The sequence below is a fragment of the Bartonella sp. AA86SXKL genome (assembly GCF_042196885.1).
This window is the reverse complement of record NZ_JBHIRE010000005.1, coordinates 106,939-122,266: the sequence shown is the minus strand read 5'-3', so window position 1 is coordinate 122,266 and position 15,328 is coordinate 106,939. Positions and strand designations below refer to the sequence as shown.

Genomic DNA, 15,328 nt, shown 5'->3' with positions numbered 1-15,328 from the left:
GCTTGTTTCGCCTGTTAAGCGCTCTGTTATGAGTTTGATTTTGTAGTCTTCATATTTGCTCGTAGGCAATCCTTTTGTAGTTTTATTGAGTATGTTGTAAATGTTTGATGCGGTGACTTTACCCAAGCGCGCTTGAAACCATTCTGCTGTTCTTTGTTCCATCTCACACCGCCGTTCTTTGTTCTTGTGGTGCATATTCTATATCTTGGACGTGAATATATTCGGCATCTTGTATAGGCGCCTCTATTTGCTTTTGTTGTAGGAAAGATTGTTCTTTTTCATGCTGTCTCTTTTGCAAAACATCCAAAATACTTTGTGCTACTTCATCAGGAAGATCTTCAAGCTTTTGGACTCGTCCATACTGAAGCACTTTTTCTTCTTCTGTTTGAGTGATGTTTATTAATTGTTTGATTTGCGTAAGCACATCATAAGAAACTAACTTCGTTTGTAGGTTATGGTTTGTTTCATTGATACGTTTTGCTTCATCTTCTTCATAAATACCGGAAAGCCCGAAAGCATAGCGAGCACACTGTATAGTAGCTTTATGGCGCAACATACGTGCGGGGTATTTTTTCCAAGGGTCACTGTGGTCTTGTTCGCATTCTTTGCGATATTCGGTGACTTCGATAGGGTCTTTAATCCCTTTGAGACGAATAGCACATTTGATAGCAATGATATTGCCATCCTCATTGATTTGATCTTGAAAGGTCATGCCATCAAAGTCAGAATTTGATTTGATGATCTTTATCCAACCGTCGATAGAAACAACGGGTATGATGCCGCCGCCTTTTTTAGGGAGTGCATAGATTTCTTTTGTTAAAGGGTTAAGTCCATAAGTATTGGCAACAAAAAGAAAAACGGCAAATTCTGCATCAGTGATGACACTAGCATTTTTATATCCAATACAAGTTTTTATGATTGTTTCTCGAAATTCTTCAGCAGAAAATCCATATTTTTCTGCCATTTCGTTTAAAAAAGTAGAATTTTTCATCTTGATTTCCTACATTGCGCGCAATTCACCCGTGGCGTGAATCACGCTGGTGTTTAAAAATTGGTTTTTCGGTGTTAGAAACGGCTTATGTAGCTTATATCGCTTGCTGAATAGTCACTTTCGTAGATGATTGAATTGCGTCCACGAATTTCAAGATTACCAGAAATATTTACATTATCGAAAATATATACTCCATCTAGAATTTTTATATTTCCGGAAATGTGTGCTTTATCACTTATATAAGCATCTCCATAGACACGGGCATTGCCATAAACATGGCCCAAAACTCGAGCCTCACCATAAATTTGTGCATTGCCGTAAATTTGCGCATCATATTCAACATATGCTCCACCGCAAACTTTTGCATTTTCATAAACACGCGCCCTGCCTGTAATTTTTGCGCGTTCAAATACTTGTGCATTGCCGAAAATCTTAGCGTCACCATAAACTATAGCTTTATGCCAAACCCAACAATCGCCTTCATGCGATAGGTTGTCTTCTTTTTGTATATAGCCGCCTAAGTAACCTTTTTTAATATTTCTAAAATCTCTTAATGCACGTATGCGATAAAGTTTTTTACTTTTATCGGTTCTTGTATCATGAAATTCTTTTATTTCATCAGTGAGCTCGTATTTTTTCATCTGGTCTTTTCTCCAGTTGAGATTCTTCTATTGTCATTAATCCTTTCTTATACAAATTTGATCCACACACTCATCCCACTTGTTATGTGCAAATGAGTGGTTTTGATTGATTCAAGATAAACAGCTTTGAAATGAGAGAATCCTACGTTATTCGAGACTCTCATTCAACATACAAAACAGTGAATTATCATTATAATTCAATGCATTGTCACAATCAGAGACAGCGGTAAGCACATCAGAAGAGGCAAAGGCTCTTTCAGAACAGACAAAGGATGCGTGTGATGAAGTTAAAGCCTCCATTTCCTCTGTTAAGAGAGTTGCCGAATCGGCGCAAACAGGAGTGGAACAAGCCTCGCAAACAGCTTCAGAAGCGAAGGGTTTGGCGGAAGCGGCGAAAAGTGCAGCAGAGAGTGTAACAGAGAAAGTAGATCAAGCACTAAGAGAGGCTAGCGATGCAAAATCTAAAGCAGAAGGCTTAGAAACAATAGCCAATGAAGCAAAATCCACGAGTGATCATGCAAGCCAAACCGCTTTGAGTGCAAAAAGTTTATCAGAAGAAGCCAAGGAAGTAGCCGAGACTGCGAAGTCGACAGCAGAAGAAGCGAAGAGTGTTGCGGAGCAAGCAAAAGAAGAAGCTGATACGACGAAGCAAGGGCTTGGAGAGGTCAAGAGTTCATTAGACATGGTTACAGCAACGACAAATTCTGCGAATACAGCCGCCTCTGAGGCAAAAGCTTTAGCGGAAGAAGCAAAAAGTGCATTGACAGAAGTTCAAGAGAAGGCACAGAGGAACAGTGACAGTCTTTCTTTTCTTGAAGGTAGTGTAAATTCTTTTTCTACTTATTTTTTAGAGAATGTGCGTTTTGTTCAACCACAAAGAATTCGGGAAGCGGATTTGCAAAAAAGAAGAGGTATTATAATCAACAGCGGCGCATTTTTTCGCTGTTATCATGGTGGAGAGCATGGGAATAGGTACACCTTGCACCGTCTTACAAAGGGTGTGAGTTTTCTTATTACAAAACCTCTTGAAGCAGGCAAGGATTATTATATTTATCTTATACTAACCCTCACTAATAATAATGAGATCGGCTTTAATGTTTCGGACAATCCGACGGTTCATAAGAGCCATTTTTTAATCCTTTCTTATACAAATTTGATCCACACATTCATCCCGCTTTTGACGTGCAAGGGAATGATTTTGATTGATTCAAGATAAGCAGGTTTGAAATGAGAGAATCTTACGTTATTCGAGACTCTCAATCAACATACAAAACAGTAAATTATCATTATAAATCAATTTCTTGTCATCTAGCTACCGTGGATCACGATGAAAATGGCAATGTGATCTATGCAACCGATGAAAATGGAAATCCTATAAGAGACAGTCATGGAAACCCACAGCTGCAATATCATTATTTAACGGATGAAAAACAACAGAATTTACAAAAAGGTTCTGATGGCAAGGTTCATGTCTCCTTTAATGGCATCTTTACTCCACCAGAGGAAGCTGCTGTTTATGCGGTTCAATATGCGAAGGATAAAAATGCACCGCTTTATTTTGTTGTGTTCCCAGAAGCCAATTCTGCTATCTCAGAACTTCTGGTCGCGGGCTATCAGAAGCTTCTGGAAGGCAGACTTTTTTGGGATTGACCAATTCAACACAAGAAGCAAAAGATCTAATGTCTCGCTATGGTAACACAGGATTGCATTTTGATGCCCATAGTTGTGGCAGTTTGACAGGCTTTAATTATGATGAATTCTTTCAAACAAGAAGGTGTAAATGATGTAGCTGGCAATACAACGATCAATTTCCATGGACCAGCGGCTAATGTTTTAGTTGCATCCGGTCTGTTAGGTTATGTGAGTGATGGCAAACAAACCACTATTGGTTTTGATGGGAATAGATATGACTTTGTAAGCAGAATTATTAGCGGCAATGGCTATACTTATGAGACAATACCTGCTGGCAGTAACTGGTGGAAAGAAACATGGAACATGTTCACAAATACTTACAATCCCCATACTTGCCTTGGAGATGCGAGCCAAGCATGTCGGTATGTTTATGGCTCATCCAATCGAGTACAAAATAAGAAAAAAATCTTGGTATTGGTTTTCAGGAAGATATTGTTGATTGTGATGACAACGATGCTGTTAAGCAGCGTATAGGATTGATCAATGGTTATTTGAAGTCAGTAGTGAAGGAAGGTTGGGTGGATATTACTGAAGGGAAGAGCCTTTTTGATGATTGTATAATAGAAAAATCTAATAGTGGTTTTGTAGATTATTGTTTACAAATTAAAGCAAATAACCTCTTTTTTTATTTACATGAGAGAAGTAAAGGGTTTAGTTGTTTTTTTTGTTTTAAAGTCCTTACAGAAGTTCGCAGGCATAGAAGCAAAAATGGAATAATTTTTTTATTGGATGAGCCAGCAAATAATTTACATATTCACCCACAGAGAAAAATATTAAGCTCTTTACAAACTTTATCGAGCATAAAGGGCAATAAAGTAATTTATTCGACGCATTCCCCTTATCTTATTAACGACGATAATTTGGATAATTTGTTTACCGTACGTAATGAAGCAAATGATTTTGAAGCGCCTCGAATTGTTTGTGAAAGATTTCTGGAATTAACTACATCTACTGAAGAAACTGTGAGGGCTGTTGAGCCTATTGTTCAAAAAACATGGATTACACACCTTGGAACAGGAGATGATTGGATTATAAAAAAATTTAATGGAGTTGCTGCTAATGCAAAGAAAGTAAATCACATTGCTGATTGCGTGAAACATATTATTGGTGGATAATTTTCTCAGTTTATGCCGTAAAGCTTATACTCTTACGAGTTTTATTTAAATGCTAACACCCTTTTGTAAAACTTTACGCAAACTTCGTATTGATCACTCCGAACGTCTCTTAGATATGGCTAAGAAATTAGACATATCTGTATCATTTTTATCTTCTGTAGAGATTAGCAAAAAATCTCTACCTATTGGCATGGAAGAAAAGATCATTGAACTCTATGATTTAGATCAAGAGGTAGCAGAAATTTTGAAAAGAGAATCGGATTCTTGTTGTAAAAGTTTCACTATAAAGTCTTCTGATACATTTAGATGTGAAGCTGTTGGTATGTTTGCTAGACTGATAAACATTATTTCACAAGAAGATTTAGAACTATTAAAAAATTGTTAGAGAAAGCTGGCAAAAAGAATGCGCTTTGTAAAGGAAAGAGTAAAAACCATATTCCCCTAACTTTATTTAGGCATCCCTTAATCTTTAAAAAATATATGAAGAATCAATAACTGAATAGGAATATAAAGCTATATGGTGGGCGATGAGAGACTCGAACTCCCGACATCCTCGGTGTAAACGAGGCGCTCTACCAGCTGAGCTAATCGCCCAATGCAATGATCAGCAATTGAATGGAAACTCTTTAAGGAAAAATTTTTCTAAACGCAAGAATAAAGATAGGATTTGATAATTTTTTTTAAAAATGCATAATCCTTCTTGACATAAACGCATGAACCCCTTACACGACCGCTTGTACCCAATTAAATTGGTTCGAAAAAAAATGCGCGGGTGTAGCTCAGTTGGTTAGAGTGCTGGCCTGTCACGCCGGAGGTCGCGGGTTCGAGCCCCGTCACTCGCGCCATTTCGTGATTCCTTATAAAATTTCCTTTTTAAAATATCCATATGCTATGAGTAATGTGGTGGAGTGTTTGATTGGGGAATAAATATTTTCTTTCTTTTTATATGGTTTATAAGAATAGGGCTTGCGTCTTTCTTTGCTCTGCGTTACCTATGCCGATAAGAAAAGTATCGCTCTGTATGCCTTTGAAGCAGTATGAATAGAGTTAATAGAGCGATTGTTAAATTTGTCTGTTTGGTCACGCAATATTGAATCATTGTGTTAAACTCAGGCATTTCGTTACGATGGAAGAGGGTTATGGCTTATTTATTGAGCTCTTATTTGCCAGTCTTAATTTTCATTATTGTGTCAGCGGTTATTGCTGGAGTTTTGTTGATTACACCTTATATTGTAGCATATCGTTCCCCCGATCCTGAAAAATTATCGGCTTATGAATGTGGGTTTAATTCATTTAGTGATGCACGCATGAAATTTGATATTCGTTTCTATTTGGTATCAATTTTATTTATTATTTTTGATCTTGAAGTTGCATTTCTTTTTCCTTGGGCTGTTTCATTCGAATCAATAGGTATGTTTGGCTTTTGGTCGATGATTGTGTTTTTAGCGATTTTGACTATTGGATTTATATATGAATGGAAAAAAGGAGCCCTTGAATGGAATTAAGATCTAATAATTCAACGATTGAGGCTCCAAAACCAAAAGGAATCATTGATCCAAATACTGGTGGGCTGATAGGATCTGACGATGAGTTTTTTCGTGATATCAATGCTGAATTGTCAGATAAGGGTTTTTTAGTTACCTCGGCAGATGCTTTGATTACTTGGGCACGTACCGGTTCTTTAATGTGGATGAGTTTTGGTTTGGCTTGTTGTGCTATCGAAATGATGCAATGTTCAATGCCTCATTATGATAATGAGCGTTTTGGATATGCACCACGAGCTTCACCCCGCCAGTCAGATGTGATGGTGGTGGCAGGTACTCTAACAAATAAGATGGCTCCTGCTTTAAGAAAAGTGTACGATCAGATGCCAGAGCCACGTTATGTGATTTCTATGGGATCATGTGCAAACGGTGGGGGATATTATCATTATTCCTATTCAGTAGTGCGGGGATGTGATCGTATCGTGCCTGTCGATATATATGTCCCAGGGTGTCCACCTACAGCAGAGGCATTATTATACGGCATATTGTTGCTACAGAAAAAAATCCGTCGTACCGGATCCATAGAGCGATAGAGAGTTTTCTTGTCATGGTGGATGAAACATTGGTTGAGCTTGCTGCTTATTTGGAAAACAAATTAAAAAATAAGCTTGAAGAGACTGTTCTTGCTTTTGGTGAATTGACCATTGTGGCACGTCTTGATGCAATTATCGATGTTTTAATGTTTGTTCGTGATGATTCTCGCTGTCAATTTATTAATCTTACAGACATTAGTGGTGTGGATTATCCTTCTCGCGATAAGCGCTTTGATGTTTCTTACCAATTGTTATCTCCTCGTGAGAATTTACGCTTACGTGTAAAAGTTCGTACAGATGAAAATACTCCTGTTGCTTCAGCTTGCACGGTTTATCCTGGCGCAGAGTGGTATGAACGTGAAACGTATGATATGTATGGGATTTTATTTTCAGGACATCCGGATTTGAGACGGATTTTAACAGATTATGGGTTTGAAGGATATCCTTTACGCAAAGACTTTCCTGTGACAGGATTTGTTGAATGCCGTTATGATAATGAAGCAAAGAGGGTGGTTTATGAGCCTGTTGTTTTGCGCCAAGAGATGCGTAATTTTGATTTTCTTTCTCCTTGGGAAGGAGGACAGTATACTTTGCCATGTGATGGGAAAGCAGATGAAAAAAAATAATATTGGTTTTGATAAGGCATTATATTAGAGTACTGTATTTCTTAAATAATTAAATATTTTTTAGCGTGATAGATTTTTTGATATTTGATATGAAGTTTTTTAAAAAGCAAGGGGTTGATTGTGGCTGAGGTCAATGTTCGAAACTTTAATATCAATTTTGGTCCGCAGCACCCTGCCGCGCATGGGGTTTTGCGCATGGTTCTGGAGCTGGACGGTGAAGTTGTTGAGCGTGTAGATCCACATATTGGGTTGTTGCATCGCGGTACTGAAAAATTAATGGAAACAAAGACTTATATCCAAGCTGGTCCTTATCTAGATCGTTTGGATTATGTTGCTCCTATGAATCAGGAACATGCTTTTGTTCTTGCTATTGAAAAGTTATTAGATATAAAAGTTCCTAAAAGAGGGCAATTAATACGTGTTTTGTTTTCTGAAATTGGGCGTATTCTTAATCATTTGCTTAATGTAACGACACAGGCAATGGATGTTGGTGCTTTAACACCACCGCTTTGGGGATTTGAGCAACGTGAAAGATTGATGATTTTTTATGAGCGTGCCTGTGGTGCTCGTCTTCATGCAAATTATTTTCGTCCTGGTGGCGTGCATCAAGATTTACCAGAATCTTTAGTTGAGGATATTGGTGATTTTATTGATCCATTTCTTGTTTCTCTCGGAAAACTTGATGCGCTTGTGACCCCAAATCGGATTTTTAAGCAGCGTAATGTGGATATTGGCGTTGTAAGTATTGATGAAGCTTGGGCACGCGGTTTTTCTGGGGTTATGATTCGTGGAGCTGGTGTTCCATGGGATTTGCGTAAAAGTCAGCCTTATGAATGTTACGATGAAATGGAATTCGATATTCCTATAGGTAAAAATAGCGATTGTTATGATCGCTATCTTATTCGTATGGAAGAAATGCGTCAATCAGCGAAAATTATGCGCCAATGTGTGGAGCGTTTACTGAGTACTGAAAAAAATGGACCGGTTTCGAGCTTGGATCGCAAAATTGTACCACCGACGCGGAGTGAAATGAAAAGCTCGATGGAAGCACTGATTCATCACTTTAAACTCTATACGGAAGGTTTTCATACACCTCCTGGAGAAGTATATGTTGCTGTGGAAGCTCCGAAGGGTGAGTTTGGTGTTTATCTTGTTTCTGATGGAACCAATAAGCCTTATCGTGTCAAGTTGCGTGCTCCTGGGTTTGCTCATCTCCAAGCTATGGATTTTTTAACCAGAGGTCATATGTTAGCAGATGCTACAGCTATTTTGGGTTCGATTGATATTGTTTTTGGGGAGGTTGATCGCTAATGTCCGTACGCCGTCTTGCAGATGATGTTTATCAGCCTGCGGAGTTTTCTTTTACAAAAGAAAATCAGATATGGGTAAAAAATACCATAAAAAAATATCCTGCAGGGCGTCAGCAGTCTGCTGTAATTCCATTATTAATGCGTGCTCAAGAGCAAGATGGTTGGGTGACACGTGCTGCAATTGAACATATTGCTCAGATTCTTTCCATGGCTTATATCCGTGTCTTAGAAGTTGCGACTTTTTATACTCAGTTTCAGCTTAAGCCTGTTGGAACAAAAGCGCATATTCAAGTTTGTGGTACAACGCCTTGTATGTTACGTGGTTCTGATGAATTGATTAAAGTTTGTCAGAAAAAAATTCATCATGAACCTTTTGCGACCAATCAGGATGGAACCTTATCATGGGAAGAGGTAGAGTGTCTCGGTGCTTGTGTGAATGCTCCGATGGTTATGATTTTTAAAGATACTTATGAAGATCTTACAGCTGAACGCCTTGAAGAAATTATTGATGCATTTGAAGCAGGGAAGGGTTCTGAGATAGCGGTTGGTCCGCAAAATAGTCGTAAATCGTCGGAACCGATTAGTGGTTTAACTTCTCTTATTGATGATGAGAAAGAAAAAAAGATCTCTCAAGTCTTCACCAAAAAAGGATAAGGAAAGAATGGGGAACATAATTAAGTATTTTTCTTGAGAAAATATTTTATTATTCTACCCATGATGGCAACATTTAACGAAAAGTAAGAAGTCTTGAAAAGATATTTAAAAATTGCATTTGAGGAAAAGCGGAAAATGCTATGGGTAATAGAAAAAAAGGTGGGGTATGCTAGCTGATAAAGATCGTATCTTCACCAATATTTATGGTTTAAAAGACAAATCATTAAAGGCTGCGATGTTGCGTGGGCATTGGAATGGTCTGAAAGAAATGATTGACAAAGGTCGTGATTGGATCATTGATGAAGTGAAGGCATCGGGTTTACGCGGTCGTGGTGGTGCTGGTTTTCCTACTGGAATGAAGTGGTCCTTTATGCCAAAGCAGAGTGATGGGCGTCCTCATTATTTGGTTGTCAATGCCGATGAATCTGAACCTGGAACTTGTAAAGACCGTGATATTTTACGTCATGACCCCCATACTTTGATTGAAGGATGTGCAATCGCTACTTTTGCTATGGGAGCCAATGTTGCTTTTATTTATATTCGTGGTGAATATATTCGTGAACGTGAAGCGCTTCAAGCTGCCGTTGATGAATGCTATGATGCGGGTTTACTTGGTAAAAAAACGAAATATGGGCATGCTTGTGATATTGTTATTCATCATGGAGCTGGTGCTTATATTTGTGGTGAAGAAACGGCTCTTCTTGAAAGTCTTGAGGGGAAAAAGGGACAACCTCGGCTTAAACCGCCATTTCCTGCCAATATGGGGATTTATGGCTGTCCAACAACAGTAAATAATGTAGAGTCTATTGCCGTTGTTCCAACGATTTTGCGGCGGGGGGCTTCGTGGTTTTCATCAATCGGACGAGCAAATAATGTTGGAACGAAATTATTTATGGTTTCAGGGCATGTTAATGCACCTTGTACATTTGAAGACGCTCTTGGTGTTTCATTCCGTGAATTAATTGAAAAACATACGAGTGGTGTTCGTGGTGGATGGAATAATCTTTTAGCAGTTATTCCAGGGGGGGCTTCTTGTCCAGTCGTTCGTGGTGAGGATATGATCGATGCGATCATGGATTTTGATGGGATGCGAGATGTCGGGTCTTCTTTTGGCACAGGGGGAATGATTGTTATGGATAAATCAACCGATATTATCAAGGCAATTTGGCGTATAGCTGCTTTTTTCAAGCACGAGAGTTGTGGTCAGTGTACACCGTGTCGTGAGGGGACGGGATGGATGATGCGTCTTTTAGGGCGTATGGTTGAGGGAAGAGCGCAAAAACGCGAGATTGATCTTTTGTTTGAAGTGTCTAAACAGGTTGAAGGACACACTATTTGTGCGCTTGGTGATGCTGCCGCATGGCCTGTACAGGGGTTGATACGTAATTTTCGTCCGGAAATCGAGCGTAGAATTGATGAATACACGCGAAATGTAGTCCAAAGCAAAAATATTGCTTTAGAAGCGGTTTAATAAAGGATTTTGTTTTAAGAGCAACCGAATGCAAATTTTAAGTGGGTTATCTGCAGGTTGGATGGGTGATGATAAATATCAAAGTTGATGGCAAAGAGATTGAAGTTCCTGATTACTACACGTTGCTTCAGGCTGCTGAGGCGGCTGGGGTAGAAATTCCACGTTTTTGTTTTCATGAATCTTTGTCAATTGCTGGAAATTGTCGTATGTGTTTAGTTGAGGTTAAAGGTGGTCCTCCAAAACCTCAGGCTTCTTGTGCTATGGGGGTTCGTGATTTACGATTAGGGACTAACGGTGAGGTACCTGAGATTTTTACCAATACGGAGATGGTAAAAAAAGCACGTGAAGGTGTTATGGAATTTCTTCTCATTAATCATCCTTTGGATTGTCCAGTGTGTGATCAAGGGGGAGAGTGTGATCTTCAAGATCAAGCAATGCTTTATGGACGAGATTGTTCTCGTTATACAGAAAATAAACGTGCTGTAGAAGATAAATATATTGGACCTCTTGTCAAAACTGTTATGACACGATGTATTCATTGTACACGGTGTGTTCGTTTTACAACGGAAGTTGCAGGTATTTCTGAGCTTGGTTTGATCGGTCGTGGTGAAGATGCTGAAATTACGACGTATCTTGAAAAAGCTATGACATCTGAATTACAGGGAAATGTTATTGATCTTTGTCCAGTGGGAGCTTTAACTTCAAAACCTTATGCGTTTCATGCCCGTCCATGGGAATTGGTAAAAACGGAATCGATTGATGTGATGGATGCGCTTGGTAGTGCTATCCGTATTGATAGCCGCGGCCGTGAAGTTATGCGGATTATGCCGCGTACAAATGAAGATGTAAATGAGGAATGGATCTCTGATAAAACGCGTTTTATTTGGGATGGATTACGGACTCAGCGGCTTGATAAGCCATATGTACGCAAAGATGGAAAGCTTCAACCTGTCAGTTGGACAGAAGCTTTTGCAAAAATCAAAATGGTAATCTCTAAAATTTTTCCAGAAAAAATTGGAGCCATTGCGGGGGATCTTGCTTCTGTTGAAGAAATGTATGCCCTTAAAGCATTATTGAGCTCTTTGGGCTCAACGCTTTTTGATTGTCGTCAAAGAGGGGGGGCTTTATCGCCAGAGTTTGGGCGCTCGAGTTATATTTTTAATCCTACAATTGTAGGTATTGAACAGGCTGATGCACTGCTTATTGTGGGATCTAATCCACGTCATGAAGCAGCTGTTTTAAATGCGCGTATTTTAAAGCGCCAACGGATGGGCAATTTTCCTATTGCATTAATTGGAGAGAAAGTCGATTTACGTTATCCTTATTCTTACCTTGGATCTGGGAGTGATACATTAACGACACTTATTCGTGGAGAGGATGTTTTTTTTAATGTCTTAAAAGAAGCGAAGAGGCCCCTTATTCTTATCGGAGAGGGAGCGGTTTCAGGAAATGAAGGTTTATCTGTTTTAAAAAGTCTTGCTAAATTAGCTGATAATATTGGTGCTCTTAGTGAGACATGGAATGGGTTTGGGGTTCTTCATAATGCAGCATCAATTGTTGGAGGGTTGGACATAGGCTTTACTTCTAAGCTTGGGGTTGCAAATATACTTAAAACCTGTGAAGTTCTATTTTTGCTTGGTGCTGATGAAGTAGAATTAGCCAATACAAAAGCTTTTACAGTTTATATTGGGAGCCATGGTGATAATGGTGCACATGCTGCTGACGTTATTTTGCCTGCATCTGCTTACACTGAAAAATCAGGGCTTTATGTGAATACAGAAGGACGTGTTCAAATGACAAATCGGGCTGGTTTTGCTCCAGGTGAAGCAAAAGAAGATTGGGCTATTTTGCGTGCTTTATCGGATATTTTAGGACAAAAGCTCCCTTTTGATTCTCTCTCTCAATTAAGGCAATGCTTGTTTAACGATTATCCACACCTTTGTGCTGTTGATGATATAGTGCCTTCTGATATAAGTGGTCTTAAGGCGCTTGGTTCAAAAATGGTTTCTCTCGAGAGTCAAGCATTTACTTCTATGGTTAAAGATTTTTATTTAACAAATCCGATAGCACGTGCTTCTGCTGTTATGGCTGAATGTTCATCTCTTGCAAAAAACCATGCTACACAAACAGTAAAGTAAGGGCAAAGGAAAAGGAATAATGATGTATGATTTCTTTATGACTTGGCTGTTGCCATTACTCATTATAATCGGAAAAACACTTCTTCTTTTGGTCGTTCTTTTGGTCTTAGTTGCTTATCTTCTTTATGCAGATAGAAAAATTTGGGCAGCGGTACAATTGCGTCGTGGACCAAACGTTGTTGGACCATGGGGTTTGTTACAGTCTTTTGCAGATTTAATTAAATTTGTTGTTAAGGAGCCTATTATCCCTGCAGGTGCAAATAAGGGTGTTTTTCTTTTAGCTCCTTTTGTTTCAGCGACACTTGCTTTATCAACTTGGGCTGTTATTCCTGTCAATGAGGGTTGGGAGGTTGCAAAGATTAATGTTGGCTTGCTTTATATTTTAGCCATTTCATCTCTTGAAGTTTATGGTGTTATTATGGGGGGATGGGCATCAAATTCAAAATATCCTTTCTTAGGAGCTCTTCGTTCGGCGGCACAAATGGTTTCTTATGAAGTTTCCATTGGTTTTGTGCTTGTGACTGTCATTTTAATAAGTGGTTCGTTGGATCTCACAACAATTGTTCATAAACAAAGTTCTGGAATTGGTACAACTCTTGGTCTTCCTTTTAACAGCTTTCTCGATTGGAATTGGTTGGTCCTTTTTCCAATGTTTATTATATTTTTTATTTCTGCGCTCGCAGAGACAAACCGTCCTCCATTCGATTTGGTGGAAGCAGAATCTGAACTTGTTGCTGGTCATATGGTTGAATATTCTTCAACGCCTTACATGCTCTTTTTTCTTGGTGAATATGTTGCGATTGTTTTAATGTGCGCATTAACAACTATTCTATTTTTAGGCGGTTGGCTGCCTCCTTTAGATGTTTGGTGGCTTAATTGGGTTCCTGGTATCATTTGGTTTGTTTTAAAAGTCTGTTTTGTATTTTTTTGGTTTGCTATGGTCAAAGCATTTGTTCCACGTTATCGCTATGATCAGCTTATGCGGCTTGGTTGGAAGGTTTTTCTTCCTCTCTCACTAGCAATGGTTGTGATAACTGCTGCTTTTTTAAAGTTTACGGATTTCGTTTAAGAGGAGATGTTACGATGTCAGGTTTTATTCAGGCGGCAAAGTCACTTCTTCTATTGGAATTTGTGAGTGCTTTTTTCTTAGCTATGCGTCAATTTTTTTCACCAAAACCCACGATTAATTATCCTTATGAAAAAGGTTTTGTATCTCAGCGTTTTCGCGGTGAGCATGCATTGCGTCGCTATCCAAATGGTGAAGAACGGTGTATTGCTTGTAAATTATGTGAAGCGATTTGTCCTGCTCAAGCGATTACAATTGAAGCTGGGCCACGGCGCAATGATGGTACACGTAGAACTATCCGTTATGATATAGACATGGTTAAATGTATTTACTGTGGTTTTTGTCAAGAAGCCTGTCCGGTTGAGGCTATTGTCGAAGGTCCAAATTTTGAGTTTGCGACGGAAACACGTGAAGAACTTTATTATGATAAAGAAAAACTTTTATTGAATGGAGATCGATGGGAGCGAGAAATTGCTCGAAATATATTGATGGATGCGCCTTATCGTTAAGTGTATCGTTAAATGAGGTGTCGGATATTTTTCCGATAAATTGTAATCTGGTATGAAGTTTATACCAATTGTTTGAATAATTAAGGAGAAGCCTATGCTAACAGATCTAGCGGCGGCATTTTTCTATTTGTTTGCTTTTATTATGCTAACAAGTGCAGTTATTGTTATTACAGCACGCAATCCAGTGCATTCTGTTTTGTTTTTAATCCTCGCATTTTTTAATGCAGCAGCTTTGTTTTTACTTGCAGGAGCAGAGTTTTTAGGGCTTATTCTGCTTGTTGTGTATGTTGGAGCTGTCGCTGTTTTATTTTTATTTGTCGTTATGATGCTTGACGTTGATTTTGCTGAGTTAAAGAGTGGAACTCTTCGGTATGCTCCTATTGGAGCTCTTATTGGTGTTATTATCGCTGTAGAATTGATTGTTGTTTTTATGAGTAGCTATTTTTCTCCAGTCTTGAGAACGCATGTTACGCAACCAATGCCAGATTTAGCGCAGCGAACAAATACACAAGCATTAGGTGATATTCTCTATACGGATTATGTTTTCTATTTTCAAATTGCTGGAATGATTTTATTGGTTGCAATGATTGGAGCTATTGTTTTAACACTTCGTCATAAATTAGGAGTAAAGCGGCAATCTATTGCGGAGCAAGTTTCTAGAACGGTAGAAAGTGCCATTGAAATCAAACAAGTTGAATCAGGCAAAGGTATGTAAGGGGGGCTATGCAGATGTATATTGATATTACACATTATCTCACTGTTTCTGCTTTAATGTTTACAATTGGTATTGCTGGAATTTTTCTCAACAGAAAAAATGTGATTATTATCTTGATGTCCATTGAGCTTATATTGCTTTCAGTTAATCTCAATTTTGTTGCATTTTCAGCATTTCTTCATGATCTCGTTGGTCAGGTATTCGCTTTATTTGTCTTAACCGTAGCAGCTGCTGAAGCTGCCATTGGTTTAGCAATTCTGGTCGTTTTTTTCCGTAATCGTGGTTCCATTGCGGTTGAAGATGTTAATGTAATGAAAGGCTAA

Annotated in this window: 16 protein-coding genes, 2 tRNA genes and 3 pseudogenes; 17 read left to right on the top strand and 4 right to left on the bottom strand. The window is 38.7% G+C overall.

What is annotated here, in order from left to right:
* The 3 genes and pseudogenes from ACFIO5_RS04045 to ACFIO5_RS04035 all read right to left on the bottom strand — a co-directional run.
* Window positions 1-162 (bottom strand): annotated as a pseudogene (locus ACFIO5_RS04045) (lambda exonuclease family protein); the annotation flags it as partial.
* Window position 163: 1 nt separating this feature from the next.
* Window positions 164-991 carry a recombinase RecT gene (locus ACFIO5_RS04040; RefSeq protein WP_375705109.1) on the bottom strand — a complete coding sequence of 276 codons (828 nt, stop codon included), beginning with the start codon at window positions 989-991 and terminating at the stop codon, window positions 164-166.
* A 74-nt stretch (window positions 992-1,065) separates the two neighbouring features.
* The gene (locus ACFIO5_RS04035; RefSeq protein ID WP_375634031.1) at window positions 1,066-1,632 is read right to left on the bottom strand and encodes an LbetaH domain-containing protein; all 567 of its coding nucleotides are present in this window, start codon (window positions 1,630-1,632) and stop codon (window positions 1,066-1,068) included.
* Between the two features lie 205 nt (window positions 1,633-1,837).
* On the opposite strand from ACFIO5_RS04035, the gene ACFIO5_RS04030 reads away from it, so the two are divergent.
* The 5 genes and pseudogenes from ACFIO5_RS04030 to ACFIO5_RS04010 all read left to right on the top strand — a co-directional run bounded on the left by ACFIO5_RS04030 (window position 1,838) and on the right by ACFIO5_RS04010 (window position 4,934).
* Window positions 1,838-2,848 (top strand): alanine-zipper protein, encoded by a 1,011-nt coding sequence (locus ACFIO5_RS04030; RefSeq protein ID WP_375635066.1) that lies wholly within the window; start codon window positions 1,838-1,840, stop codon window positions 2,846-2,848.
* An 11-nt stretch (window positions 2,849-2,859) separates the two neighbouring features.
* Complete coding sequence (locus ACFIO5_RS04025; protein ID WP_375634034.1) at window positions 2,860-3,282, top strand: hypothetical protein; 423 nt, start codon at window positions 2,860-2,862, stop codon at window positions 3,280-3,282.
* A gap of 99 nt (window positions 3,283-3,381) precedes the next feature.
* A complete protein-coding gene (locus ACFIO5_RS04020; protein WP_375634036.1) occupies window positions 3,382-3,798 on the top strand; it encodes a hypothetical protein in 417 nt (138 codons plus the stop codon).
* 44 nt (window positions 3,799-3,842) lie between these two features.
* Window positions 3,843-4,439, top strand: coding sequence for an AAA family ATPase (locus ACFIO5_RS04015; protein WP_375634038.1), 597 nt, complete (start codon window positions 3,843-3,845; stop codon window positions 4,437-4,439).
* 49 nt (window positions 4,440-4,488) lie between these two features.
* A pseudogene (locus tag ACFIO5_RS04010) lies at window positions 4,489-4,934 on the top strand (XRE family transcriptional regulator).
* A 23-nt stretch (window positions 4,935-4,957) separates the two neighbouring features.
* Here the strand turns inward: ACFIO5_RS04010 and ACFIO5_RS04005 are convergent.
* Window positions 4,958-5,033: transfer RNA gene (locus ACFIO5_RS04005), tRNA-Val, on the bottom strand.
* A 174-nt stretch (window positions 5,034-5,207) separates the two neighbouring features.
* On the opposite strand from ACFIO5_RS04005, the gene ACFIO5_RS04000 reads away from it, so the two are divergent.
* The 12 genes and pseudogenes from ACFIO5_RS04000 to nuoK all read left to right on the top strand — a co-directional run bounded on the left by ACFIO5_RS04000 (window position 5,208) and on the right by nuoK (window position 15,328).
* Window positions 5,208-5,284, top strand: a tRNA-Asp gene (locus tag ACFIO5_RS04000).
* A 294-nt stretch (window positions 5,285-5,578) separates the two neighbouring features.
* Window positions 5,579-5,944: an NADH-quinone oxidoreductase subunit A gene (locus tag ACFIO5_RS03995; protein ID WP_005773599.1), complete on the top strand. Its 366-nt coding sequence runs from the start codon at window positions 5,579-5,581 to the stop codon at window positions 5,942-5,944.
* On the top strand, window positions 5,935-6,516 hold the full coding sequence (locus ACFIO5_RS03990; protein ID WP_375634040.1) for a NuoB/complex I 20 kDa subunit family protein: 582 nt from the start codon (window positions 5,935-5,937) through the stop codon (window positions 6,514-6,516). The genes ACFIO5_RS03995 and ACFIO5_RS03990 overlap by 10 nt, the downstream gene beginning before the upstream one ends.
* Before the next feature lie 14 nt (window positions 6,517-6,530).
* The gene (locus ACFIO5_RS03985) at window positions 6,531-7,142 is read left to right on the top strand and encodes an NADH-quinone oxidoreductase subunit C (protein ID WP_375705108.1); all 612 of its coding nucleotides are present in this window, start codon (window positions 6,531-6,533) and stop codon (window positions 7,140-7,142) included.
* 120 nt (window positions 7,143-7,262) lie between these two features.
* A complete protein-coding gene (locus tag ACFIO5_RS03980; protein WP_375705107.1) occupies window positions 7,263-8,453 on the top strand; it encodes an NADH-quinone oxidoreductase subunit D in 1,191 nt (396 codons plus the stop codon).
* Window positions 8,453-9,143 (top strand): annotated as a pseudogene (gene nuoE, locus ACFIO5_RS03975) (NADH-quinone oxidoreductase subunit NuoE). Before ACFIO5_RS03980 ends, nuoE begins: the two are co-directional and overlap by 1 nt.
* 129 nt (window positions 9,144-9,272) lie before the next feature.
* Window positions 9,273-10,577: an NADH-quinone oxidoreductase subunit NuoF gene (gene nuoF, locus ACFIO5_RS03970; RefSeq protein ID WP_375634679.1), complete on the top strand. Its 1,305-nt coding sequence runs from the start codon at window positions 9,273-9,275 to the stop codon at window positions 10,575-10,577.
* 68 nt (window positions 10,578-10,645) lie between these two features.
* Window positions 10,646-12,715, top strand: coding sequence for an NADH-quinone oxidoreductase subunit NuoG (gene nuoG, locus ACFIO5_RS03965; RefSeq protein ID WP_375705110.1), 2,070 nt, complete (start codon window positions 10,646-10,648; stop codon window positions 12,713-12,715).
* A gap of 22 nt (window positions 12,716-12,737) precedes the next feature.
* Window positions 12,738-13,784 carry an NADH-quinone oxidoreductase subunit NuoH gene (nuoH, locus tag ACFIO5_RS03960; protein ID WP_375618184.1) on the top strand — a complete coding sequence of 349 codons (1,047 nt, stop codon included), beginning with the start codon at window positions 12,738-12,740 and terminating at the stop codon, window positions 13,782-13,784.
* Between the two features lie 14 nt (window positions 13,785-13,798).
* Window positions 13,799-14,290, top strand: a complete 492-nt coding sequence (gene nuoI, locus ACFIO5_RS03955; protein WP_375634047.1) for an NADH-quinone oxidoreductase subunit NuoI — start codon at window positions 13,799-13,801, stop codon at window positions 14,288-14,290.
* Window positions 14,291-14,384: 94 nt separating this feature from the next.
* Window positions 14,385-15,005 (top strand): NADH-quinone oxidoreductase subunit J, encoded by a 621-nt coding sequence (locus tag ACFIO5_RS03950; RefSeq protein WP_375611880.1) that lies wholly within the window; start codon window positions 14,385-14,387, stop codon window positions 15,003-15,005.
* A gap of 14 nt (window positions 15,006-15,019) precedes the next feature.
* Window positions 15,020-15,328 carry an NADH-quinone oxidoreductase subunit NuoK gene (gene nuoK, locus ACFIO5_RS03945; RefSeq protein WP_273791275.1) on the top strand — a complete coding sequence of 103 codons (309 nt, stop codon included), beginning with the start codon at window positions 15,020-15,022 and terminating at the stop codon, window positions 15,326-15,328.

Excerpts from the sequence above, each read along its gene's own strand:
- ACFIO5_RS04040 (WP_375705109.1), bottom strand. The coding sequence starts at position 991 with ATGAAAAATTCTACTTTTTTAAACGAAATGGCAGAAAAATATGGATTT.
- ACFIO5_RS03990 (WP_375634040.1), top strand. The coding sequence starts at position 5,935 with ATGGAATTAAGATCTAATAATTCAACGATTGAGGCTCCAAAACCAAAA.
- nuoG (WP_375705110.1), top strand. The coding sequence starts at position 10,646 with ATGATAAATATCAAAGTTGATGGCAAAGAGATTGAAGTTCCTGATTAC.
- nuoF (WP_375634679.1), top strand. The coding sequence starts at position 9,273 with ATGCTAGCTGATAAAGATCGTATCTTCACCAATATTTATGGTTTAAAA.
- ACFIO5_RS03995 (WP_005773599.1), top strand. The coding sequence starts at position 5,579 with ATGGCTTATTTATTGAGCTCTTATTTGCCAGTCTTAATTTTCATTATT.
- nuoH (WP_375618184.1), top strand. The coding sequence starts at position 12,738 with ATGTATGATTTCTTTATGACTTGGCTGTTGCCATTACTCATTATAATC.
- ACFIO5_RS03950 (WP_375611880.1), top strand. The coding sequence starts at position 14,385 with ATGCTAACAGATCTAGCGGCGGCATTTTTCTATTTGTTTGCTTTTATT.
- ACFIO5_RS04025 (WP_375634034.1), top strand. The coding sequence starts at position 2,860 with ATGAGAGAATCTTACGTTATTCGAGACTCTCAATCAACATACAAAACA.
- ACFIO5_RS04035 (WP_375634031.1), bottom strand. The coding sequence starts at position 1,632 with ATGAAAAAATACGAGCTCACTGATGAAATAAAAGAATTTCATGATACA.
- ACFIO5_RS04020 (WP_375634036.1), top strand. The coding sequence starts at position 3,382 with ATGATGAATTCTTTCAAACAAGAAGGTGTAAATGATGTAGCTGGCAAT.
- nuoI (WP_375634047.1), top strand. The coding sequence starts at position 13,799 with ATGTCAGGTTTTATTCAGGCGGCAAAGTCACTTCTTCTATTGGAATTT.
- nuoK (WP_273791275.1), top strand. The coding sequence starts at position 15,020 with ATGTATATTGATATTACACATTATCTCACTGTTTCTGCTTTAATGTTT.
- ACFIO5_RS03985 (WP_375705108.1), top strand. The coding sequence starts at position 6,531 with ATGGTGGATGAAACATTGGTTGAGCTTGCTGCTTATTTGGAAAACAAA.